This is a genomic window from Acidisphaera sp. S103 (assembly GCF_009765975.1).
Taxonomy (GTDB): Bacteria; Pseudomonadota; Alphaproteobacteria; order Acetobacterales; family Acetobacteraceae; genus Rhodopila.
Window position 1 is genome coordinate 331865 of record NZ_LMUJ01000036.1, and the last position, 22178, is coordinate 354042.

23 protein-coding genes and 2 pseudogenes are annotated in these 22178 nt (G+C 61.4%); 16 read left to right on the top strand and 9 right to left on the bottom strand.

Translation table 11 applies throughout. From position 1 onward, the window contains the following. On the top strand, positions 1 to 298 hold a 298-nt coding region (locus GSQ89_RS09885), incomplete at its 5' end, for a LysR family transcriptional regulator substrate-binding protein (protein ID WP_174254841.1). A gap of 232 nt (positions 299 to 530) precedes the next feature. Here the strand turns inward: GSQ89_RS09885 and GSQ89_RS09890 are convergent. After that, positions 531 to 1442 carry a L,D-transpeptidase gene (locus GSQ89_RS09890; RefSeq protein ID WP_158924498.1) on the bottom strand — a complete coding sequence of 304 codons (912 nt, stop codon included), beginning with the start codon at positions 1440 to 1442 and terminating at the stop codon, positions 531 to 533. A gap of 174 nt (positions 1443 to 1616) precedes the next feature. Here GSQ89_RS09890 and GSQ89_RS09895 point away from each other — a divergent pair, with 174 nt between their 5' ends. The 11 genes and pseudogenes from GSQ89_RS09895 to GSQ89_RS09940 all read left to right on the top strand — a co-directional run bounded on the left by GSQ89_RS09895 (position 1617) and on the right by GSQ89_RS09940 (position 13046). Beyond that, positions 1617 to 2060, top strand: a complete 444-nt coding sequence (locus GSQ89_RS09895; protein WP_158924499.1) for a GNAT family N-acetyltransferase — start codon at positions 1617 to 1619, stop codon at positions 2058 to 2060. Between the two features lie 1072 nt (positions 2061 to 3132). Beyond that, positions 3133 to 3405 (top strand): annotated as a pseudogene (locus tag GSQ89_RS40055) (Arm DNA-binding domain-containing protein); the annotation flags it as partial. Positions 3406 to 3468: 63 nt separating this feature from the next. Beyond that, positions 3469 to 4578: a site-specific integrase gene (locus GSQ89_RS09900; protein WP_254073142.1), complete on the top strand. Its 1110-nt coding sequence runs from the start codon at positions 3469 to 3471 to the stop codon at positions 4576 to 4578. A gap of 95 nt (positions 4579 to 4673) precedes the next feature. Then, positions 4674 to 5318 (top strand): hypothetical protein, encoded by a 645-nt coding sequence (locus GSQ89_RS09905; RefSeq protein ID WP_158924503.1) that lies wholly within the window; start codon positions 4674 to 4676, stop codon positions 5316 to 5318. 340 nt (positions 5319 to 5658) lie between these two features. Further along, positions 5659 to 6078 (top strand): hypothetical protein, encoded by a 420-nt coding sequence (locus GSQ89_RS09910; protein ID WP_158924505.1) that lies wholly within the window; start codon positions 5659 to 5661, stop codon positions 6076 to 6078. Next, on the top strand, positions 6071 to 7582 hold the full coding sequence (locus tag GSQ89_RS09915) for a DnaB-like helicase C-terminal domain-containing protein (protein ID WP_158924507.1): 1512 nt from the start codon (positions 6071 to 6073) through the stop codon (positions 7580 to 7582). The genes GSQ89_RS09910 and GSQ89_RS09915 overlap by 8 nt, the downstream gene beginning before the upstream one ends. Further along, complete coding sequence (locus GSQ89_RS09920) at positions 7579 to 8718, top strand: hypothetical protein (RefSeq protein ID WP_158924509.1); 1140 nt, start codon at positions 7579 to 7581, stop codon at positions 8716 to 8718. Before GSQ89_RS09915 ends, GSQ89_RS09920 begins: the two co-directional genes overlap by 4 nt. A gap of 161 nt (positions 8719 to 8879) precedes the next feature. Beyond that, positions 8880 to 9512, top strand: coding sequence for a hypothetical protein (locus GSQ89_RS09925; RefSeq protein WP_158924511.1), 633 nt, complete (start codon positions 8880 to 8882; stop codon positions 9510 to 9512). A 112-nt stretch (positions 9513 to 9624) separates the two neighbouring features. After that, complete coding sequence (locus tag GSQ89_RS09930) at positions 9625 to 10389, top strand: SH3 domain-containing protein (protein WP_158924513.1); 765 nt, start codon at positions 9625 to 9627, stop codon at positions 10387 to 10389. Positions 10390 to 10571: 182 nt separating this feature from the next. Beyond that, positions 10572 to 11969, top strand: a complete 1398-nt coding sequence (locus GSQ89_RS09935) for an MFS transporter (RefSeq protein ID WP_158924515.1) — start codon at positions 10572 to 10574, stop codon at positions 11967 to 11969. Between the two features lie 135 nt (positions 11970 to 12104). Next, positions 12105 to 13046, top strand: a complete 942-nt coding sequence (locus tag GSQ89_RS09940) for a hypothetical protein (RefSeq protein ID WP_158924517.1) — start codon at positions 12105 to 12107, stop codon at positions 13044 to 13046. A gap of 441 nt (positions 13047 to 13487) precedes the next feature. Here the strand turns inward: GSQ89_RS09940 and GSQ89_RS09945 are convergent, their stop codons facing one another. Together GSQ89_RS09945 and GSQ89_RS40060 are read right to left on the bottom strand one after the other, a co-directional pair. Continuing rightward, a complete protein-coding gene (locus GSQ89_RS09945; protein ID WP_158924519.1) occupies positions 13488 to 13970 on the bottom strand; it encodes a BRO family protein in 483 nt (160 codons plus the stop codon). Then, on the bottom strand, positions 13906 to 14130 hold the full coding sequence (locus GSQ89_RS40060) for a Bro-N domain-containing protein (protein ID WP_371734236.1): 225 nt from the start codon (positions 14128 to 14130) through the stop codon (positions 13906 to 13908). The genes GSQ89_RS09945 and GSQ89_RS40060 overlap by 65 nt, the downstream gene beginning before the upstream one ends. An 899-nt stretch (positions 14131 to 15029) precedes the next feature. On the opposite strand from GSQ89_RS40060, the gene GSQ89_RS09955 reads away from it, so the two are divergent. Continuing rightward, positions 15030 to 15596: a hypothetical protein gene (locus GSQ89_RS09955; RefSeq protein ID WP_158924521.1), complete on the top strand. Its 567-nt coding sequence runs from the start codon at positions 15030 to 15032 to the stop codon at positions 15594 to 15596. Positions 15597 to 15735: 139 nt separating this feature from the next. Here the strand turns inward: GSQ89_RS09955 and GSQ89_RS09960 are convergent. From GSQ89_RS09960 to GSQ89_RS09975, 4 genes and pseudogenes are all read right to left on the bottom strand, one after another. After that, positions 15736 to 15914 (bottom strand): annotated as a pseudogene (locus GSQ89_RS09960) (IS1595 family transposase); the annotation flags it as partial. Positions 15915 to 15995: 81 nt separating this feature from the next. Continuing rightward, a complete protein-coding gene (locus tag GSQ89_RS09965) occupies positions 15996 to 16229 on the bottom strand; it encodes a hypothetical protein (protein ID WP_158924523.1) in 234 nt (77 codons plus the stop codon). Then, positions 16226 to 16774: a hypothetical protein gene (locus GSQ89_RS09970; RefSeq protein ID WP_158924525.1), complete on the bottom strand. Its 549-nt coding sequence runs from the start codon at positions 16772 to 16774 to the stop codon at positions 16226 to 16228. The genes GSQ89_RS09965 and GSQ89_RS09970 overlap by 4 nt, the downstream gene beginning before the upstream one ends. Positions 16775 to 17086: 312 nt before the next feature. Beyond that, positions 17087 to 17464, bottom strand: a complete 378-nt coding sequence (locus GSQ89_RS09975; RefSeq protein WP_158924527.1) for a hypothetical protein — start codon at positions 17462 to 17464, stop codon at positions 17087 to 17089. 280 nt (positions 17465 to 17744) lie between these two features. Between GSQ89_RS09975 and GSQ89_RS09980 the strand changes: the two genes are divergently transcribed. Then, a complete protein-coding gene (locus GSQ89_RS09980; RefSeq protein WP_158924529.1) occupies positions 17745 to 18329 on the top strand; it encodes a hypothetical protein in 585 nt (194 codons plus the stop codon). 405 nt (positions 18330 to 18734) lie between these two features. Here GSQ89_RS09980 and GSQ89_RS09985 read toward each other — a convergent pair whose 3' ends face one another. Then, positions 18735 to 19316 carry a recombinase family protein gene (locus tag GSQ89_RS09985; protein WP_158924531.1) on the bottom strand — a complete coding sequence of 194 codons (582 nt, stop codon included), beginning with the start codon at positions 19314 to 19316 and terminating at the stop codon, positions 18735 to 18737. A gap of 182 nt (positions 19317 to 19498) precedes the next feature. Between GSQ89_RS09985 and GSQ89_RS40065 the strand changes: the two genes are divergently transcribed. Next, positions 19499 to 19711 carry a helix-turn-helix domain-containing protein gene (locus tag GSQ89_RS40065; RefSeq protein ID WP_158924533.1) on the top strand — a complete coding sequence of 71 codons (213 nt, stop codon included), beginning with the start codon at positions 19499 to 19501 and terminating at the stop codon, positions 19709 to 19711. Between the two features lie 122 nt (positions 19712 to 19833). Here GSQ89_RS40065 and GSQ89_RS09995 read toward each other — a convergent pair whose 3' ends face one another. Further along, on the bottom strand, positions 19834 to 20472 hold the full coding sequence (locus tag GSQ89_RS09995; protein WP_158924535.1) for a hypothetical protein: 639 nt from the start codon (positions 20470 to 20472) through the stop codon (positions 19834 to 19836). Positions 20473 to 20760: 288 nt separating this feature from the next. Here GSQ89_RS09995 and GSQ89_RS10000 point away from each other — a divergent pair, with 288 nt between their 5' ends. Next, complete coding sequence (locus tag GSQ89_RS10000; RefSeq protein ID WP_158924537.1) at positions 20761 to 22095, top strand: hypothetical protein; 1335 nt, start codon at positions 20761 to 20763, stop codon at positions 22093 to 22095. The last annotated feature ends 83 nt before the right edge of the window (positions 22096 to 22178 follow it).

The window sequence follows — 22178 nt, forward strand, 5'->3', positions numbered from 1 at the left end:
GAGGGCTCTGCTGCCGGAGCAGGTGGCCCGTTTTCCCAAGGGGAGCACGGCGCGCCAACTCGCGCAGTGCCCGTTCATCGCCTACCGAGCTGGCGGTTATACCCGCACAATCACGGAGGCCTGGTTCGACGCTTCGGCGGTACTGATCACGCCCATCATGGAACTGGTGAGCTTTGAAGCAATCAAAGTGCTGGTTGGTGCCGGGCTTGGAGCCGATAGTCCCCACGCCGACGCCAGGAACCGTAGCCCACAATCTGAACCCAGTTCTTTCAGGAACCGTGGGTTACGTCGTCGGTGATGACAAAATCATGGACCGCGGATTTCGTCTTTTGATCCGGCATCTTGAGGCCAGGTCGAAGGCAGATCAATCGGTTGAAGACGCCCAAGCGGGCTATTTATGGTGACGCGAGCGTCGAGTTACTTCGCGCGAGAATGATGCCACTACAGGACTAGAGATTCCGCAGAGAATAAAGCAGAGCTCTCTCCGACTGCGTGAGCCTAAGAAAGGCGCTACCAGTCCAGATCATCGCTCATTCGGCTCGGACTTGGGCGAGGCTGCGCGAAAAAGAGCTGCCGGAATCCTCTGGCCCGCCTGATCTGCCAGAGGGCCCGCTCGATGACTTATTTCCTGAGTTGGCGACGGCTGCATCGACCTGCGTAGCTGCCGGCTTTTGGGTCGTCGCCGATGAAGGACGGGTGGCGAGCCAGTCGGCAAAGCGACGCTCAATTTCGTCTGCTGTCACGGGATTGGAGGGTATTGCATGCGGTTCGGAAGTGTCCACCACCACGACCTTGTCTCCAGCCAGCGGGCTTGGCATCGCGTCCACAGGAAGAAGCGCAGCCACGGCCCGATTTGTCGGCGCCAGAGCAGTCAGTTGTGCATCGATCACCCCAAAACGGTCCAGAAACCGATTGAACCAGTCTGGAATGCGGATGCAAGCTTCGGAATCGGGCCGGCCGAGCCGCCCTTCCAGGTATGTCGGATCGGTGGCGTGCATTTCCAGTCGAATCGACGCGACGGCACTTGGCGTCCGCCAATCCTGGGTCGTCTGCCAGCCGAAGTCCCAGACCCGCATGCCTTTTTGACCGATCCCTCGGATGCCGTATTTGTTAAGAGTGCCGAGGGCACGATAGCCAAGGATGTCGGGCGTATTAACAAACACGCCCACAGGTGTCTTGAAATGCTCCTTCTTGCCGGGCTTGCCCGTGCTGACACGAACTGTGCCGATCACGGTCCACGGCGCCCCATCCGGCGTAGCAACCACGACCCACAGACGCTGCACCGACGGCGCGCGATCGACCACAAGCAATGTCTGTGGCCGGTTGATTGACGTCATCGTTGCGATGGTCATCGTTCTGGCCGCTGCCAGCGCTCGGAAGGCGGCGGTCGGATTGTCGGGCAGTGGGGCGCCGCTCGTCATCCGCAGTAGCTGTTGTTTCAAGACCCGTTCCTGACTGGAGAGCTCCGAACGCCATTTCGAGGGGAGGGAAGCGTGCATCACAACAGGCAAGGGAGGCGGCGGCCTAACTGAGAGCATTTTCTGCCGCGTCACCGGCTGCGCATAGGATAGCGACGGCACAATCAGCGCACAGAGAAACAGGACCACACGAAACCAATGACTCGGGCGGTGAAGTTGCATTACGTGCTCCGTATCTTATTGTCGTATAAGGGACAAAGCACCGGTTGTCAGTGTCGGGATGCCGAGCCGGATCGCATCCTCGGCTATTGCACGCTCTGCGCAATGGCGGTCTCGCAAGGCGAGGTGCCGGAGGCGGCCCGGAAGCACATCCCTCGCTATCCGCTCCTCAGTTGCACCCTGATCGGTCGGCTGGCAGTCGCCAGGGACCAGCAGGGTCAGCGCCTCGGCTCGATCCTGCTTGCCGACGCGTTGCAGCGTGCATTCGAGAGTGCCAGCACCGTGGGATCGTCGATGGTGATCGTCGACGCGCTGGACGAAGCGGCAGCCGGCTTCTATGCGGCGCATGGCTTCGTACGGCTGCCAGACTCGCTGCGCCTTGTTATGCCGATGCGTCAGGCTGGCCGGGGATCTGAACGATGACGCCTTTGCCATCACCGCGGACGTCGGGGAAGCGCCCGGGGAAGCTGATCCGAGAGACTCTCGGGCACTGGGGAGGTAAGCGCGCTCGCGCCTTAGACCCGGTCCAAAGCGAGTTCACGCGTTCGCTGGAAGTGGTCGACAGCTTCGGAGTCGTACCCATGCCGGAAGCGGCCGCAGGCCTGCTACAACATGCTTCCTGCTGCTTCCCCCATGCTTCCCCGATTTCCCGGACCAGGGCGGGGAAGCAAAAAACGGCCCCGAAGGACCGTAGGAGGGGCAAAAGCCCGGGCGGAGGAGCTTTTTTGCTTGCCCCGGCTCGACTCGGTGCGATTCTTTGTGGGTGTGGCGTCGTCCTTCGCACTTTCCGAGCTAACAGGTCACCCGCCGCAAGGTCAGCGCCGGAACACGCAGCGACACCGGACGCGACTGCCGGGATGCCTTCCTTGGGCTTGCCAAGACCTGTGCAAAGCACGGCATCGCATTCTGGGATTATCTGGGGAGCCGCCTGCGCGTTCCCGGCCAGCCACCGATCCCGCCGTTACTGAACTTCGTCAGATGCCAGGGCCAGCCCGCCTGAAACCAGGGCCCCGCCGGGGTTTTGCCCCTATTACGAAGGGCCGATATAAGTTATTGATTTTCTTAAGAAAATTTGGATCGGGCGAAGGGATTCGAACCCTCGACCCAACCTTGGCAAGGTTGTGCAAGCTTATTCTCCGCATTTGACGAACCCACCGGATCGGGGCGTGGTCCCAGCCGAAACATATGTTGGTGATAGCTATGCGATTGCCGAGGTGATTGCTGATATGGGCATTTTCGGTCTAATGTATTGAAATCCTTGGTGAGCCCGGTGGGAATCGAACCCACGACCCCAAGATTAAAAGTAACCTGCTGGCGTGTTTCCGAACCGTTCGGAACCATTCGGTTTCGTCCAGGTCGGCATGAGAATGTGGCCATTATCCTTGCATTACAGGCGGAACTGCGACACTAACTCATCCCGTTGAGTCCGACGCGGTCCGGTTCGATCGCGCCTGGAGTGAAGCCCCAGTGAAGCCCTGATTGGCCGCGAAGCGAGATGTTGATCCGACTGACTGAGTCATCGATTGCCAAGGCTATAAGAGAGGCCGGGCCGAGGCGAGACCTATCTGATGCCGGCTATCAGGGCTTGCGACTGAGACTGACGCCGGCGGGCTCCGCTTCCTGGGTCCTTGCCTGTCGAGATCGCGAGGGCCGTATGCGTCGCTTCCCGCTTGGCCCATGGCCCACAATGGGTATCAGCGACGCTCGGAATGCTGCCCGCGCACTTCACGTACAGGTCAAGCAACACGGCGTCGACCCAATTGCGCAACGGCGACGTGAACGCGCGATAGGAGTCGCGGCTCGGGACGGAATCGGCACGCTGACGGCGGTCTTGGACGTCTATGGCAAGCAGCGCGGCGATCAGCAGAAGGCCTGGGAAGAGGCCCGAAAGCGGATTAATTTGATATTCAAGCCGCTCCTTTCACGTCCAGCGGAGACGATGACACGCCAAGATTTGCAAATGTTGGCGGATTCTTATCCGTCGCAATCCTCGGCTTCCTATGCGGTGCGGAGCTTGCGGCCGGCATTGAAATGGGCAGCGCATAGGGCCTTGGTAACGGAAGATTTGGCGCGCATCCTGCCCCCAGCTCCGGTCAAACGCCGCTCGCGGGTTCTGAGCCACGTGGAACTGGCTTCACTGCTTCCCGTCTTACGTGCCGGCACGGGCGCCGACGAGATGGGCCGCCGGTTCTCCGCATTGACCGGCCATACTGATGTGTCCGGGCTGCACTGGCGGCAAATCGACCTGACGGCGCGCACCCTGACCTTTCGAACCAAAGCAAAGGGCAAAGTCACAATCCATTCGCTGGCGCTCCCTGTCCTGGCGATCGACGTCCTTCTCGGCTTGCCGAGAGGTGCGCCGGGTGATGCGGTATTTCCAAATGCGACGCCTTATTCTGCAGCGCTGTTGCTGATGATGCTGACGATGACCCGCCGACAGGAAGCCGCGATGGCCCGATGGCGGGACGTCAATTTCGAGGCGCGGACATGGACCATTCAAGACACCAAAAACGGTGAACCGCATACGGTTCCGCTCTCCCGGCAGGCGATAGACCTGCTTCAATCGCGGCTTCCGATCGGGGACGAGCCCAAGGCCCGGGAACCCGATCCGTCTGGCTTGGTGTTCGCTACCTCAACTGGGCGCCCATTGGGCAACTGGGATCGTGCTACCAAGCTGGTCCAGGAAGCGAGCGGCACCAAGGCGTGGACCCGTCACGATCTCCGCCGCACCGGGGCAACCATGCTTGGCGACATGGGAGAATTGCCAGATATCATCGAGGCGGCGTTGAATCACACTGCAATTCACTCTGCCCTTGCTGCGAACTATAACCGCAGTCGCTACCGCCCGCAGGTCGCCGTGGCCCTCCAACGCCTGGCCGACGCGCTGGACGAAATCGAAGCCGGCGGGACCGAGAGTGCGGCTGCGGGGCGCTCACTATGACCAGCGCGCGAAAGCCCGACAGCGTCCGAGACCCCGTACCAGTAATGCGACCGAAGCCGCCGCGCTTTGTTCTACCGGTAGCCATTCCGGAGCTCATGTCATTTGTTTGGTGCATAGTGGTGCGCCGCGATGATGTGGCCCAGGTGGAAGATCTCGCAGCCTCGGCCGATGTCGCCAAGGCGGAAGTTTTGAATTGGTTCCCCGATCGATATCGTCCAAAGCCGGGTCGAGAGTTAGAATGCTTTCTGCGCGCACTCCGAATCGGGAAGGTGACAAAACAGCAGACAGAAGTGTCCCAGATGGCCGGAGAAATTAGGGGCGCCATTGAACTGCTGGCGACCGAGTTACCAAAAATGTTGGTCCGACGCACTTCGAGCCCCAGCAGCTTGTTTACGGATGACGAGTACTGCCGGCTGTCGATTCTGGCCGGCGCGGCCCTGGATGCCCACGGCATCGTCCAAGGCCACAAGCATCCGCATAAAATGCAGCTATGGCACAATGACGCTCAGCTCTTTGAATGGCATGCGCGAGCACTTTTGACCGCGGCGGGCATGACGGAAGTAGGGGATGGGGACGAAAGTCCTGCGATTAGAATCGTGGGGCACTCCCTGGAGGCCGTGGGAGAGGGTCGCCACAGCCCTGATGCGATCGGTAAGGCGCTTCGGCGCCACAGCAAAAAAACGATCGATCTCCCCTCGGCCGCGCAAGTCGGCAGCCTGGGGTACATCATGGTCGCGTAGGCTTTACACGCGGCCCGGACAATCGGGCGGCAGCATTTGTCCTCTGGCGGAGCGAACCTGCCGAAATCAAAACTCCGGGTATCGCAACCTACGGAGATGAATTCGGTGCAGTCCCATTCGGTATTAACATCCGCCCCCATTGCTCGCACGATTGAAGCGACCTGCGACCATTACGGTTGGAGCCGCACTTACGTCTTTGAGCGGCTTGCCCGCGAAGACCTCGTCGGAGTGAAGGCAGGACGCCGTACGCTGATTACATCCGAGTCAGCGGATCGGTTTTTTGCGTCGCTGCCGCGGGCAACCTACCGGCCGCCTCAGCATGAAGTGGAGGCCTGACTCCATGTCAGAAAAAGAGAAACCCCGCCTCGCCGGCCAGGGCGAAAACGGGGTGTCTGGAAACCAAAGCCATTCACAAAGTTTTATATGCCGTCGCGAGGGAAGTAGGACAAGGCCTATTTTGATCGGCGCGACTCAAGGGTTCCTGTTCGCCGCGTTGCCAGTCCACCGGAAGCCAGTCTCCGACTGGGATGCCCGGTTGTGGATTTATAGCTATGCCGACTGGATCGCGCGCCGCCGGCAGATCCGGCACCTGATCGTGCTCGACCATCTGTGGTCAATCCCGGCATCCGTTGCCGACCTTGCGCGGCGTTGGGGGTGGCGCGAGGACTGCGTCCAGGCGTTCCTGCGTAGCGAATTCAGTCCTTTCGTCACCCGCCAGATGTCGACGTCCGCCGAGCAGGGGAGGACAGCCCATGCCTGACGGAATGGTGTCCGCTTTCAGCGAAGAACGGCAGATCATCGGCGACCTCAGGCGGTTACCGCCTTCGAACTTGGAGGCCGAGCAGGCGCTGCTTGGCGCGATCCTGGCCAACAACAAAGCCTATGAGCGCGTCTCAGAATTTCTGACCGCGGAGCATTTCGCCGATCACGTGCATCGCAAAATCTATCAGGTCTCAGCTGACCTCATCGAGGCCGGCCGCGTGGCCGATGCAGTGACATTGAAGGCTCGGTTCTCTGAGGACGGACTCCTGGAGGAAGTCGGCGGCACCGCCTATCTGACTCAGTTGCTGACCGCCATGGTCGGCATCATCAACGCCGGCGACTATGCCAGGGTCATCAAAGACACTTGGCTCCGTCGGCAAATGATCGACATCGGCGAGACTGTCGTCAACAACGCCTTTGCCAATGATCCTGACATGGCTGGCGCAGACGTCCTTGACCAGGCCACAGCACAGCTCAATGAGTTGGCCATCCATGGCTCGAGCGGTGCAACGTCCATTTCCTTGTCCGATGCGGTCGCCGCGGCGATCGCCGAGGGTGAAGCGAATCGTCGAGGGGAAGGAATCACCGCCGTATCCACCGGCATGCCGTCCGTTGACGCAGCAATCCTCAAGCTGCGTGCAGGCAGCCTGTATGTCGTCGGGGCGCGGCCGTCCATGGGAAAGACCGCACTGGCACGTACCGTCGCTTTGAACGTCGCGCTTGGCATGGGCGTTACCCTTGACGGAGTGCTCATCGACAACCAAGCCGGCGGTTCCGGCATCTGCTATTGCAGCCTCGAAGAAACGGACGCGGACTTCGGTGCGGGCGTGCTCGCCAACCTCTCCGGCGTGCCGATCGCTGCCATCTTGGACGGTAGCGCATACGGCAACAGTCCTCAGGCGACCGCCATCGTCAAAGCGCAGGCGCGCATGAAGCAGGGATCTGACCTACTTCATGTGTTCTGTGCCCCGGACCAATCACTCCGGAGCATCCGGCAGCAGGCGAGGCTTGCGCGGCGGAGGCTCAAGGGCAATCTCCGCCTGATCGTCATCGACTACTTGCAGTTGATGAAGGACCCGCCCGGGGCCCGGGACAAGCGGCTTGCCGTTGGCGAGAACGCGCGGGGCCTCAAGAACCTGGCAAAGGAGCTTGATTGCGCCGTTCTGTTGCTCAGCCAGTTGAACCGCGGCGTTGACGATCGGCCCGATCACAGGCCGATAATGCGCGACCTTCGAGAAACTGGCGAGATCGAGGACAACGCCGACGTAATCATCTTCCCCTACCGCGAGGCATACTATCACGGCCAGGCGCGGCCGAAGCGTGACCCGTCCGAACCGGAGGCAGTCTATCAGTCCAAGATGAATGAATGGCAGGATGCTCACAGCACCATCGCCCTGACCGCCGAGTTGATCATCCCGAAAGTTCGCCGCGGCCGGGCACCAACGTTTGTTGACCTGGCGTTCATCCCCGAGCGGACGCGATTCGAGGAGGCCGGCCGATGAGTGCCAATCATCGTTGGCTGAAATTCTGGCCGCAGGACTGGCAGCGTGATCCCGCACTCAAGATCTGCGGAATCGCGGCGCAGGGATTATGGATTAACCTGTTGTGCATCATGCATGAAGGCGACCCCTATGGGCATCTGACCATCAATGGGCGCGGCGCGACCAACAAACAGATCGGCATGCTTACCGGTATCGGTGAGCACGTGGCGGACAAGCTGATCGCGGGATTAGAGGAGGCTGGCGTGTTCAGCCGGACCGACGCCGGATTGATCTACAGCCGCCGGATGCTCAGGGATAAGGCCGCCAGTGATGCGGGCCGGGAACACGGCAAGGGAGGCGGAAACCCCTCCCTGACGCGGCGGGTTAAGAAGTACGAGAAGGAGAATGGTTATCAAGGGGGGTTAACCCCTCCCATTAACAGGGGGGATTATCAGGGGGCCCAAACTCTAGAAGCAGAAGCAGATATAGAAGAACTTCGTTCTTCCGCCGAGGGCGGCCAAACTGCCGGACAGGGATCACTTTTGCCGCCTGATCCGCCCACCGTCGTCAAGCCCATGACGCCGGCCCAGGTCGTGCAGCGGGAGTGCCTCGAGATTCTCGCAGAATTCGACAGGAAGAACCTGACGGACCGGGACGACGTAAGGGCCGTGAGTAAGACCCGCGCAATGTTCGTCAAGCGGGCGGGTAGCGCGGAGGCATTGCTGACTGTCCTTCGCAAGACACAAAGCGCCGGAGTGGACAGTCCAGTCGGATACCTCTTGACCTTGCTCAACGAAGGAAAGGCCTCGAATGGCACCAGCAATGCCACTGTCGACCCGAACGACGGCCGCGGCATCGAAACGTGGTGCAAAGCCTGCAACTTCGAACCGACGACCGCTCCGACCGACAAGAAGGTCGGTAAGTGGCTTGGCCACGGGTGGATCATCGACCGGGTAGCGAATGACGTAGCGACTGCCGCACGGCTTCCGTGGAACTGGCGAGGCGATTGGACTCCACTCCGGAAATGGCTCGACCTAGGCATCAATCCGCGCGACATTACCCAGACCGTTGAACGCATGGCGATGATGGACGGATATCGGCCCGGAAGCCTGAAATTTTTCGACAACGCCATCCGGCAAGGGAGGGCTGCAGCTTGACCGCCATAGTGCCGCCCGGCCGGCTGATGTTGCGCCGCTGGCCCAGGGCGAGAGGCGGTCCCGGCGCCCACCGGCCATCCTTCGGACGCGCGCCGGCGCCGCCACGCTCGGCATTACAGCCAGCGAATGTCATCTCCTGCGAAAACTCTGAAAGGCGCACGATGTTCGACGATGAAAACCTCCCGACGTCCATGACGGCCGATCAAGCGGCGGCGCTGCTCGACTGCGTTCGCAACCCGCGGATCTTGAGGTATTTCGTGGAACGTCCTTTGAATGAAATGGTTCATGAACTTCTGCGCGCCAAGATCGAGCAGCGTCCCGCGGCCGAAATCTACGTCGAGGGCCACGTCATAGGCCTCATCACAGCACTCCGGCCGGTGCTGGCCCCTGTGGTGGCCACGTTTTTTGATATCACAGACCAGGAGCGGACGCAGCGCCGGATGGCGCTCGAGGAATACGAACTGGCCGCCGTCGCACAAAGTGATTTGCGGGCTGATGAATCTGATGATGCCCCGAATCCGCTCGGCGACGCGTGGACCGCGCTGGACGCCGGACTTTGCGAAATGGGGGGCGTCGAGTGGAAGCGCCTGGCGCTCGAGGTCGTCGCCAAGCCGGAGGCGCTGATCCGCGACGTGCGGGCGATCGAAGCTTTTCGGATGGTGCTGGCTCTCATGCGTCACGGCGACGCATGCCTGTCGGTCGCCGAAATGGAGACCATAAACACCGTCGGAAACGCGCCTACTTTGAACAACCTGCTGACCGTCCTTCGCGATCTCCGGCGCGTGTTTCGGTGAATCGGGGCTGGTCGGCAGTCTGCGCTGGGACGATTTCGGCAAGGGGCGCCTATAAAAGGGGATTGTGATCGTCACAACCGCTCCAGCGCTCATATCTCGAGGATCAGGTCAGATGGCGTGTAAGCAAACCAAAGACATTTTGAGTTGCGCGCTCTTGATCGCGACCTTGTTCATCTCTGGCTGCAACAAGGACAAATGCCAAACAACGGCCACGCCTGAACAATATCCCGATGTGCGCGAGTCCGCTGAAATGAACATACGTTCTGGCGCAAAGGACCCTGGCACCGTGCAATTCCGAGGCGTCCAGGTATGGCCGCAGGCAATCGGGAATACCTTTGCCGTGTGCGGTCAGACCGATGTGTTCGGCGCCAATAGCGTGACTTATGTGCTGTTCGTTGCAGTCGTTACCCGCAACGATTCGGCCCAGGATCCGGGACGCCGTTATTCGGTCGAGACTCTGGTAGGTAGCACGACGTCGGAGGCGACCAAGGCATATGTCGAAACGCTTACGAGATGCTTCGATGGCGGCGGTCCGAAACCCCTACCGCACAATGACATCGCTCCGGTTCCGATCCTGCCTGACAACATGGCGGCGCCCCAACAGGCGGTCACCGCGCCGGCGGCACCCACACCACCTCCACCGCCTGCCGGTCAGCCCGTGGTAGCATATCCGACACCTGGAGCCGCTCAGGGCGATGTTGTCATGGCGCAGAACGGCAACATCCACTCCTCGCCGCAGGGTCCCGTCATCGGTGTCGAGCACGAGGGCACTGAGCTACATGTCTTCTCAGAAGCGCGAGGTGGGTGGCTGCAAGTTGGTGTTGGGGATACACAGCCAATCGGCTGGGTGTACGAGGGCCTGGTCAGGCGGCACTGAAGGCACCACCCGGTACGCAGGCCTCTTGCGTCGGCGATGCGGGTGGTATGCGAGGCGGGCATGGTAGGCACCTCCCTCCCGGGCAGGATGCTGGCCGAGCTGGATGATAGGCTTCCCCGCTTCGCCGCGGCCGGTTTCCATGCCGTGGCGGGAAACGAGAAAGAAAGTAGGACAACGATATAATGGATGTTTTTGACACCGTGACCGGGGGTGCCGGGCGCATCGCGGCGCGCATCGATCGCCTGCCGCTGACCTGGGCCCAATGGCGCCTGGCGCTGATCACCCAGATTTTTTGGGGTGTCATCATCGCTGCCGACGGGATTCCGGCAAAGCTCTACCCCTTCATTTGGGAGCCCCGGCACAGCTTCGGCGCCGGCGCATTTTCGCTGTTGCTGGCGGTGCAGTTTGGCCTCGGTATCCTGGTCGGCGAGTATCTGATCGGCATCATCGCCGACCGTTGGGGGCGACGGACTGCGCTGCTCTTGTCCTCCCTCGCCGTCGCGTTGCCGCTATGGCCCACTGCGCTCACCGACAATTTCGGGCTGCTGTTGTTGTTCTTCGGTCTTTCGTCGATCGGCATGGGCGGCGTCCTGTCGACTAACGTCGTCTACATGGGGGAGATCGTGCCGCCGGCCGAGCGCGGGCGGGTGATGCTGGCCTCCCAGATTCTCGCGGTGTTGGTGTTCGGGCTTCTCGGCAATCTCCCTGGGATTTTGTGGGTTCCCAATCATTACGATTGGTTCATTTATCTGTTCACCGGCGTGCCGCTGGTCGTCCTGGTGCCGCTCGCGCTGTGGGGTATGCCCGAATCGCCACGCTGGCTGGAAGCGCACGGCCATCACGCCGACGCCGAACGGATCATGGTTCGGCTGGAGGCGGATTGTCTTCGCCGCAGCGGCCTGGCCGCACTGCCTGAACCTGATTACGCCGGCTACGCCGTGCCGGTGAGCCGGCACGTGCCGATGGGTGAGTTGTTCCGCGGCGAGTATGGCCAGCGCACCATCATCCTGCTGATCGCCTGGGTGCTCGGCTACAGCGGAATCGTCTACGGCTTCGCCGGCTACGAACCTGCCCTACTCAGGGGATTCGGGCTGAGCGCGGACCAGACCTTTGGCGTGCTGCTCGTCTCTAACGTCGTCGGTGGCTGCGCAGGGCTCGCCATCTGTGCGTGGCTCGGCGAGGCGGTGGAACGGCGTTACACCATCCTCGTCGCGGTGTTGGTCAACTGTATTGCGCTCGGTGTGTTCTACGTCGCCCGTTCGGTCATCGACGCCTACGTGTTGATTTCAATATCGTGGGGCGCCGAAACCGTGTGGTTGTTCAGCATGTACAACTACACGACTGCCAGCTATCCGACCCGGCTGCGGGCCACCGGAACCGGTCTGACGGACGGGGTCGGCCATCTCGGGGCGATTTTCGGACCACTCATTGCCGGTGCTTTGTTCGCGGCGACCGCCTCTACCGGCCATGCAGGTTGGTTCCTCTATGTCATGATACCCGGTGCGTTGATCCCTGGGTTGCTGATAGCGTGGCTTGGGATCGATCAGCGTCGAGCGGTCTTGGAGCACATTTCTCACTGACCACGCAGCGGGTTTGGCCGGCCGTGGAGACGGGGTTTGTCCTTCCCCGCCGGCCGCGCCTTGCCGACAACCACAATCGCGCTCGCGTTTCCAATCATTTCTTTTTATTATCCTGCCTAATGTCAGGAGGCGGGGATGAAGCGTACACTGGCCTGGTGCGTCGGAACGATTGGCGCGATGATCGCGTCGCCGGCGGGGGCCCAGTGGTACATGCAGGGAGATCCCTGTGGCCCTCCTCCAACATTGCCCGGGTACGTCATTATGCTACCGCCGGCAGCGGTCGCACAACGTGCCCAAGCCTGCCAACAAGAACGCGAGGCAGCGGCCCAGCAACGACAGGCCGAGATCGCCGCTGAACAAGCAAGAGAAGCCGAGGCGCAGCGCCAGGCTGAACTAGCACAAGCCGCAGCGCAGGCGAGAGAGCAAGCACAGCGTGCTGCCTTGGCGGCCGCCCAGCTTGCCGCCGAAACCTCTCCCGATAATTTCTGCCGCGAGCCCGACACAGCTCGAATCCTGATCAATCAATACAACGGATTGGATTGGGAGTTGCCCAGGAAGGTCGTCGATATCGAGCACCTCGTCACGATCAAGAAGGATGCGGGCAGCGGGATCTTGGTCTGTCACGGCGTGTGGGTACACACCGATGGCGAGAAGATCGAAGGAACGATGACGATGCACCCGAACGTCGCCGGGGACATGATCGTTTCGTGGAAGCCAGAGCATTGGGAACCGCAATATTCCACATGGGTTCCACCCCAACCGGCACCTACCGCGCCAGTGACAGCTTCAGCGCCTCCAAGCGCGCCTTCGCAAAGCGTTTCTTCCGCGTTTGATCAGGGGCTCGCGGATCGAAAGGCCTGGGAGACATGGTTCGCTGGAACCAGCGGCGACTATCGTGCCGGGGCGTTGTATTGGTCGGCGCAGCGCAGCTTAGCGCACCCGGGCTCCTGCTCCGTCCTGGGGGGTGATGGAACAGTCGGATGCGTAGCTGCTCAGGGCCGATTGTCCATTTCGGATGCCCGTCGCAAGAGTGAACCCGATTATCGACAGGGGTGGAACAGCTACTCAGCACAGTGAACTGCGCTGCTCGAGGATTACTCCGTCGCTTCCCGACCCGAATGACTTTTCGGCGGCGCGGCACCCTCGGGGGATGTCTCGACCACGCCAGCGACCGTCCGGCGAGTTGCGATCAGAACCGTGATCCAGTCCGGCACCTTGATCCCAGGTTCCCGAACGAGCAGCCGGCAGTCAAGAAAATCAATGTATTCCGCCATCCCCGAACGGCAAGCGCATCCTTCTGTAAAGCGAGACCCAGTCTCTCGACGGGGCTTCTATCCGGTTTCTACAAGGTGTCGCTGGGCGAAATCTCGGTCCCGCTCCTCTCGGAGCCCCGCTGCCATCGCCACCAATCCTGGTGGAACGTCCGGCTGTCGCAGCCACGCGCCGTGCCCGCTCCTCACTGATCCGGTTTGCTGCCTGGAAAGCCGCAGCAACCAGTTCCGCATCGGTCATCTCTTCCTAGCCGCCGATATACGCGCCGTGCTTCCGGATCGATGGGAGGACGGTGCCGGTGACCCACTTCCGAAACCGCTTCGCCTCTGGCTTCCGGCTGGTCATGATCAGAGCATTGAGGCCTGACTCGTTGATAACCGGCGTCTCACGCCGACGGCCGATAGAATCCATAGTATGGATTTTATCTTTCTCGTCGTCGTCCAAACGTGTCGCGACATTCCCAGCGTTAGCAATTTCAAGCATCTCGCAAACGTCATTCAGGACGAACCACGGGTTGCCATCCCGATCCTGGACCTGAACGTCCTTCCCTTCGAAATCGAACAGTTGGACCTTGACCACCTCGGTGCCGGGCTTCGGCTCCTCCTCCGCTTGAACTGTTTCCTCGGTGGAAACAGTTGCCTTAGCTTCCGGATGCGGCGCGTCGTCAGCCTTGAACGAGGCAGCCGCGGCGAATGTTTCGAACGCTTCCTTGTATCGTTTCCTGGCCACCGATATAGGCTCCGTGCTTACGGATCGATGGAAGGACGGTGCCGACAACCCAGTCCTGGAACCGCACCGCCTGGGGCTTATCCGACCTCATGACCAGCCGATACATGCCAGCCTCGGAAACCACCGTTGTCTTCTGCGGTCTCCCGTGGGGGTCATTCAAAATTACCCCCGATGTCTCAGTCTCGCGAAGCTACCTGGCAGTCACATCGTTCAGAGTGCGTCGCGGCGGGTAGGGGCACTGAGTCAAAGGACCGCCCATTGCGGCTGATCCTGGAACGGCAGGTCCGTGATGCGCTAATGCGAATGACCCTGCGTGGGGCGCTGTTTCGGTTCGAGGGGGAAGCCGGTGAGGTTTGGGGTGTTGCCGGTGGGAGGGGATGGGTAGTCGGACGATTGGGCGCGGGATTCACGGTTATTGGCGCGGAATTCGCGGTGCGGCGTTGATGGCGTTAGTCGTTCGTTAACTTTTCGGCCCTATTTTGTTCTGGCCGGCTGTGGTGGTGCCCACGGGTGCCTTTCCTTGGCTCAGACAGGCGCACGCCTGTCGGGCGTGAATCGGAACAGAGAGGGTCGAATGTGCCCGATCCGCGGCAGGGGGAGTTAGATTTATCGTAACGGTACGGTTTGCGGGACGCATCTCCGTTGAGCCTTGACGGAATCGTGAGCGAGCGACCACCTTAAAGGTCCTTCCGTCCCAAGTTGCAGAAGCACTCCAATGCTGCCGCCAGGCACTTTCGCCGCCCTGAAGGGACACTTCAGCGGAATTGTCGTCGTCGTCATCGTGGCGGCGGCACTCACGGCATTAGTGTCTGGGGCGCCTAGTTGGCCGACCGTAGCAATTGCAGCCGTCGCACTCTTTGTTTACGATCGAAGGTGCTGTGCCGCTGAACGTCATAATCACGCGATGGCTCAGCAAAAAGTTGAGGAGGCCATAATCCGGGCCGATGTGGCAAAGGCGAAGCATCGTGCCCAAATGACGGCTGACCAACCGACTCTGCAACTTGAAAGGAAACCCAGCAGATTGACCGGCGACAGACCGGAAAGCAGGGGAACGAAGCCATGATCGATTTTGGTCAGATTTTATCGCCAGCGCTCGCATTGGTGATTGTCGGTGCGGCAGGGTGGCACGTCTGTTCTCAGCGTGGTGGTCGCATTAGGGTGCGTACACGCCAGATCACTGAAGCAGCTGATCTTTTGAATAAGCACGCTCATTCATTGGAGGTATTTCTGGAGGACGAAACCGCTCCGGCGATTCTGAAGGACTTGCTGGTCAAATTTAGCGATATCATGGAGGACAAAGATACCGTTGCGCGCCTCACGGAATGGGTAGCCACGCGTCCCCTCGATCAGCCGGCTGATACAGATGAGATGAAGGCCGTTAGCGAAGCGATGTCGGATTTGCGCGCCAGAAACCCGGATCTGGCTGAAAAGTTTGATGTTGCGATTTTGACTGCAGTTGCAGGCGCCAGTCTCCGGTGGACGGAAAGCGCCGCCTTATTCGAATGCACGTTCCCGCGTCTCGTCACTACCCATAAGCGAGATGTGACGATCGCGGTGACCGTAGCGCATTTGAGGCCTGGCATTCCGTTCAGCGTGAAACCGGTTGCTGTGGTGGCGGTTGCATAGGATCGTCCGTGCCAGCACGTAAGCCGCGCCCCGCCGACAAAAAATCTCAGCGCGAGCGGTTCATCGAGACCGCTCGCGAGAGCTGCACCACAGCGGGTGGGTAGCGTCTCCGGTCTAAGCCGCCTTCCGCGCCCGCTGCCCAGTACCCGCACCAGTCCACCGACACCGGAACCCCGTCGCCAGGGTCGCCACGGCGCGGACCTGCACCCCGTTGGCGACCCGGCGGTGACCCTCGCGCCACGCGCTCTCCTGAGCATACCGGACCAGATAGGCACCCGCGATGTGGTGGTGATGCCCGATCTCGGCCAGCGATAGGCGCCGGCGCGTCGTCAGGAGCGGCACGAAAGGCGTGAGCGTCATCGATGGTGGGCCGAGATCTGCTCGTTCATTAGCGTGGCCTCACAATGCACCCCGGCGGAACCCCGGCAAATCTCGAGGTGCGCTGAAATCAATGGCGAGTGCGCTCCGATCCGGCCCGACCGGACCGCATACGATCCGCCGTTCCAACTGGTCGCGGGCATGGCGCGCAGCATTCTGCCAGGACCGATCATCGGTCATCGGCCCCTCCACGCAAAAGAACCCTTGATCGTGATCGGAGACGATGAGGAAGAAAGGCGCGGGCTGTTCGGTCATGACGCCTCGATTGGGCCGAAATGCGGAAACCGCCGCGCCGGGGCCGCCCATATTTCATTCAGGGCACGCTCGAAGATCTCTAAATGGAGCCGCTGGTAGAATGGGTCCGCCGGCAGCTTCGCGCTCGGGCTCCGCTCGATCTCAGGCGTCAGCGCGAGCGCCGCCTCAATGGCGCCGACGCCATAGCAACCCGCAAGCACCGCAGCGAGGCCGCGCGCGAGGTGAACCCGCTCCCATTGGTCGAGTTCGCGATGTAGCTGCCGGAATGCGGCAAGCGCATCTGCCAGGCTCTCCAGGTCGGCGGCCTTTTCCGCCTCGCGTTGCTGCATGTGCACGTCGGGCTGGTTCTGATCCACGGGCGCGTCTCTGAATGCCGGTTGATGGTTGGTTTCTGCCCCTTCCGCCTGTGCCCGTCCATATGTGCGCTGCCCCGGTTGGTGCGACTGATGCGACGAAAATGCGACTGTCGCGGGATTCCGATGCGACTGCTCTGCCATCGTCTCAAAGGCCGGCGGTTTCCTCTTCATCGCGCCGATGTGGGACATGAGTGGGATTCTTGGCGGCTTCTTGGGACATATGGCACAACCGCTGAACTCGGCCATCCCCGCGCATCTCAGGGGCGGATGATGGTCCAAAATGAGAAGTTCATGATAATTCTCATGAGAATCGGGCCGCATGTGAGAAGCGGTCCCCACTCATCGGGTCACTGCTTGAGCCGGCCGCGCCGAAATTCATTCAGCTAGTGGCGCAGCCTTCTGCCTACTGAGATGGGTGGCCTCCGCGGCTGCGATGCTAAACAGGTGGGTGCGGAAAGCCTCGGTCGCCCCGCGGCGCCGGAACACAGGAAGGTCGATCGGTTATTCCTCGCTTGGCATCGCGGCTTCGGGCACATAGACCGCCGGCCCGATCACTTCCGGCACGCCGATCGGGGTTTCGAGAACGGTCGGCGATAGCTCGGGCTGGGGGCCTCCGCGCGCCGCTGCCAGGTGTGCCAGGGCTTCGGCCGGCGTCGGGATCTGATCGCCTGCCGGCGCGTCGTCCAACGCCGCGTCGATCATGCGGTGAACGCGACCTTTCGTGGTCAGAATGCGAATCTTCGCTTTGGCTACGGCAAGGGCGAGGGGGATGGTACCGCCGCCGATTTTACCCACCAGCCCGCGTACGGCGTCCAGGTCTACTAACAGCTCGGCCAAGCTTTCCTTGCTGACGTTGTGGCTGGGGTCGGGTTCGGGCATGTGGGATCCTCTCAGTCCGTTCGGCGGCGCGCCGAAGTTCAGCCACGCTATGATCACGACGGGCCGAGGGCCGTCGTCTTGTCGCGCGTCTCAGCACGCGCGCTTCGCATTGAATTCCGGCCTTTCCTGCGGCTTTCGCAGACCTTCACACCGCTTCGCATGTCGTGATGCGAAACCATGCGAAGCGCGAAGGCCTTGCGAAGTCCGGGCACGTTTTGCGAAGGGATAAATGATGGGTAAGCCTGATACCGGTGCGCTCCGGCTCGAACTCGAAACGGCAGTGCTGGATGCCGTCGAGCACATCGGCGCCGACGGACTGGTGAAGGCCACCGTCGTCAAGCCGTTCCTCGGCCGCGGCGTTCATCAGGCCACGCTCTACCGCTGGTTCGACGCCATCATGGCCACCGGCCGGCCGGGTCAGCGTGCGGTGCGCAAGATCGAGAAAGCGGCAATACGGCGGACTGCCAGGTCTGTAGCTGATCCCGCCACCGCGGCGGCGGAAGTTGTGGCGGAGGCGAAGGCACTTATGCCGCTCGTGCCAAAGATCGAGCACATCCTCGGCAGCGGCAGGACCGTGAATGTGTTGGAAAGATTGCAGAGTCTCGTCGAAGACCTGGATGGGCTGATCAAGTACGCCAAGACAGACGATGGCCGCGTTCGCAACGCCCGCCTCCTGGGCGCGTCGATCGAAGGCATGCGACGCCTGTTGGAAACCGCGATGAAGTTCCATGCCATGTTGCGGGAAACGGCTGCGGTCGACGCTTTGCAGAACGCCCTGATCAGTGCCGTTGCCGAGTGCGACCCAGCCCTAGCTGAGAGGGTACTGAGGAAGATGGACCAAGTCGCCGCGACCTGGGGAGGGTGAAGGCCATATCGGGTCAGGCGGTAGGGACGCTTTGAAGAGTTCGCAGAAGACGCCTATGTATTGTCCTGCCGCGAGCGGATACCGCGATCCTTCATCGGGCGCGATGGCAAACAGCCCTCTTGGGGTGGGACCGGATGGCCCCGTAAGAGAAGTTCCGTATGCACCCCCTGCCAGCGATGGCGGGGGTTCGCTTTTCTGCAAGACATTTGCTGGCAAACCCGCAGGTGGTCGTGGGCGAAATTTCTTGGTGAGGTCGGAGATTTCCGTTGGCGTGCGCGGATAAGCGCTTTTCATTTCGTAGCGCCCGCGCCCTTTGATCGTGAGAGCGATCTTGTAGGAGCGTCCATCTGGCATTTGTCCAGCCTGGATCACCACATCGTCCTTGTCCTGACCGAGTACCTTCCATTAAACGGATCCCTGCTTGGCGTCCTGTATGGCACGATGGATGACTGTCCGGCCGCACCCGAACAAGGCAGCGATCTTGCCCAGGCTCTTGCCTTCCTGGAGGTGCAGTCTGGCAGCTTCGGCCCGCTGGTGGGGGCGGAGTGTGTTCTTCCGGCCGGTGTGAACACCGCGCTTTTTCGCATCGGCCATACCCGCCTTCACGCGGTCGCGGATCAGCTCCCGCTCGAATTCGGCGATCTGCGCCATCATGCCGAATACCAGTCGGCCGCCAGCCGTCTTCAGGTCGATGCCGAGCGTGGTGATGATGATGTGGACGCCGCGTGCATCCAGGTCTTTCGCGGTCTGCAACGCATTCAGCGTGGAGCGGCCGAGGCGGTCCACCTTCCACACAACAAGCCGGTCACCATCCACCAGGCGCTCGAGCAACGCGGTGTAGAGCGGCCGATCGGCGCCGGCTTTGCCGCTGGCCTTTTCCTGCACGATGTTGGCGTCAGGCACGCCCGCATCACGCAATGCGGTGATCTGAAGACCGAGTTCCTGATCTTCCGTCGAAACCCGTGCGTAACCCCAAGTCGTGCCCATCTGTCTCTCTCATGTTCCGGAACAACCTTACGGAACACTAGAAACCGCAACGGCCCGTTGCAACCAAAATGTTCCGTAAGGTTTAGCTTCCGGAACGGCGGCTGGTCGGGATCAACCGTGTCGGGCTTTGACTGGACTCGTCGTGACGAAATTCTGGGGTTGCTTCACGGAAGGAGTCCAACGTGTCGACCCCAGATACTCCCAGTCCTCGCAGCCTGATCACAAAACGCCAACTCGCGCAACGTGCGCAGGTATCCGAACGGACCATCGACCGAATGCGGAGGGCAAAGAAAGCCCCGCCAGAGCTGAAGATCGGCCGTCAGATTCGGTTCCTCGAAGATGCGGCTGAGGCTTGGTTCCAAAGCCTCGCGGCGGGTGGCCAGGTCCATATCTGATCGTCAGATGGCCTCCCCGATCGCGATCCCGAGCAGCAGTATCAGGCAGATTATAGCGCGCCACGGTGGCGCCCCTTCCTCTCTGGGGACGCCGGCGTGAGCATGGGAGCATGCCTCGCCGACTACATGCCGCCAAAGCTGATGGCAGAACGGCTGCATGTCGTATCGCCATGCTCAGCGCTCGGATCTCGGCGATCGAGGCCGGCCGATCGGTCGAACATTTCGGCGTGGAACTCGCACGGGCATTCGTCGGATTGCCGGCGGCACAATTCGTCGCGGCTGTCCGCGAGGCTATTGCGGATCTGCATGAGGCTTGCGCGATCACCGGCCTTGATCCGTCGCCGTTCCGTTGCGGCGAAGAAGTTGAGCAGCAGGCGCTCCACGAATTCGATCGCCTCGCCAGCGTAACGGCGATTGGCACCCTCATGATTTGGAGAAACTGATTGATGTCCGGTCGCGTTTCGATTCCCATCTCGGCTGACCTGCAAACCGGCGATGTGCAAGCAGCGATCCAGAAGCTGGTTGAACAGCTCAATCGGGCCGGCCAGGCAGTCGCAGCCGCGAACAAGGTTAAATTCGAACCGGTTACGAAGGCCACCGTCGAAGATCTGAAGCGGGTCGAGGTCAGCTTTGAGAGCCTGCGCAAGGTCAGTGGCGAACTGAATCGCCGGATGAAGGCGACGGGGCAGCAGGGCGCTGGATTCTTCGATATCGATTGGGCGAAGATGCACCCCGATGCGGGCGCGCGAGCGCGACAGCAACGTCGTGCGTTCGAATACGTCACTGGTCTCGGGTTCGGCAATCTCTCCCCTCCTGCCTCTCCCACGCCTCCCGGTTCTCCCCCTCGGCCGCCGCGGCCCCCCGCGCCATCGGCCCCTCCTCTTCCCCCACGACAGCCTCCCCGGCCTCCTGGCATGGGGGCGCTGGCGGCGGGCGCCTTGCGGCAGGGCCTGGGCGGCGGCTTGCGAGCAATGGGGCCCGTCGGTGGCGCTGTCGCGGGTGGTCTATCGGCTGGAATGAGGGGTGGGGTTGGAGTTGGCTTGGCTGCCATGGCTGGCACCCTTCTGGCGCAAGGCATCGGCAAGGTCGTTGGCGGTGTCATGCAGAAGGTCGGACAGGCCGGCGATGAGGCGATCGGCTATGACACGCTGAAGCGCCAGATGGGTGATGTGGGAGTTGGGTTCAACACCCTGCGGTCAACCCTCCGTGCCGCCAGCGACCAAATCTCCGTCACCTTCGAGGAGTCCCAGAGACTGGGCCGCGAATTTGCCGGGCTGTCCGGATTGAGCCGGAACGCGCTGGCGCTTGCCCGTGAAGTCTCCGTCGCCGGCGGCTTCGGCCGCTCGTTCGGTATCGCACCGGAACTTGCCGTATCCGCCTTTGGCCAGATGCGCGGTGTTGGCTTGACGCGATCAACCGACGACTCGCGCCGCTTCGCGCTGCTGATCGGTGAGGCTGTCGCGCGATCTGGGGTGTTCTCGAAGGCGGACGAAATTCTTCAGGCGGTGACCGGCTACGGCATGGGCCAGGCCCGCTTCAGCCTGACGGGAGCCAATCTGCAAGGTTACGCTGGGATGCTGAGCGGCATGACGTCGTCCGGCATTCCAGGGATGGACGTCAACGGTGCGTCGAACATCCTCGCCAGGATGAACGCGGCAATCCAGAACGGCGGCGCGGCGGGCGATCCCGGCAAGATGTTCCTCTATTCGGCGCTGGGGAAGAGTCAGGGGCTGGACCCCATCCAGGCCCGACTGCTGGAAGAGCAAGGCATCTTTGGCACCGGCGAGCAGGCGTTCGGGGATAATTCGATCTATCGGCGATTTGCGGCGAGATACGGGCTGGGGCGTCCCGGTGCGGCGGATTCACATGCAACGAACCTGCAACTCATCCGGAAGAGTCTGGAAGGGCAATTCTCGGGGCATCCCGAGCTGATGGCGGATGCCTTTTCGAACCTGACCGGCCTGAACATTTCGCAGTCGATGGCGATGCTGACGATGAACCCCGAGCAGATGGGGGGTCTGCAACGGGCATTGCAGGCCGCACACGTCGACATCTCGAAAATATCACCGACAGCCTTTAGCGCGCTGGCCAACATCGAAACCGGAAACCGCGGGCGCCTGATGAAGCAGGTCGGAAGCTTGCGAGCGAGGACGGGCGATCAAGCGCTTACCGGAGCCGAAGGAGCGGAGCTTGATGCCGCGGTAGCCGGCGGAGATACCGAAAAGCTTCGCGATGTGCTGCTGCGCCTGTCAGCCAGCAGGGACCAAGAAAAAACTGAGGGCGATAAGACGCGCCAAAAAATCCAGGACGTCGACAAATCGCTCCAGATCGCGGCGACGGCGCTCCTCTCGCCGTTGAATTCGATGCGCGATGCCCTGATGTAGCGCGACAATCTGGGTGAGAAAATGCGTCAATCAGGATGAGAATTGATGACCGCAACGAGTTCATGATGTTCGGTCTGATTGTC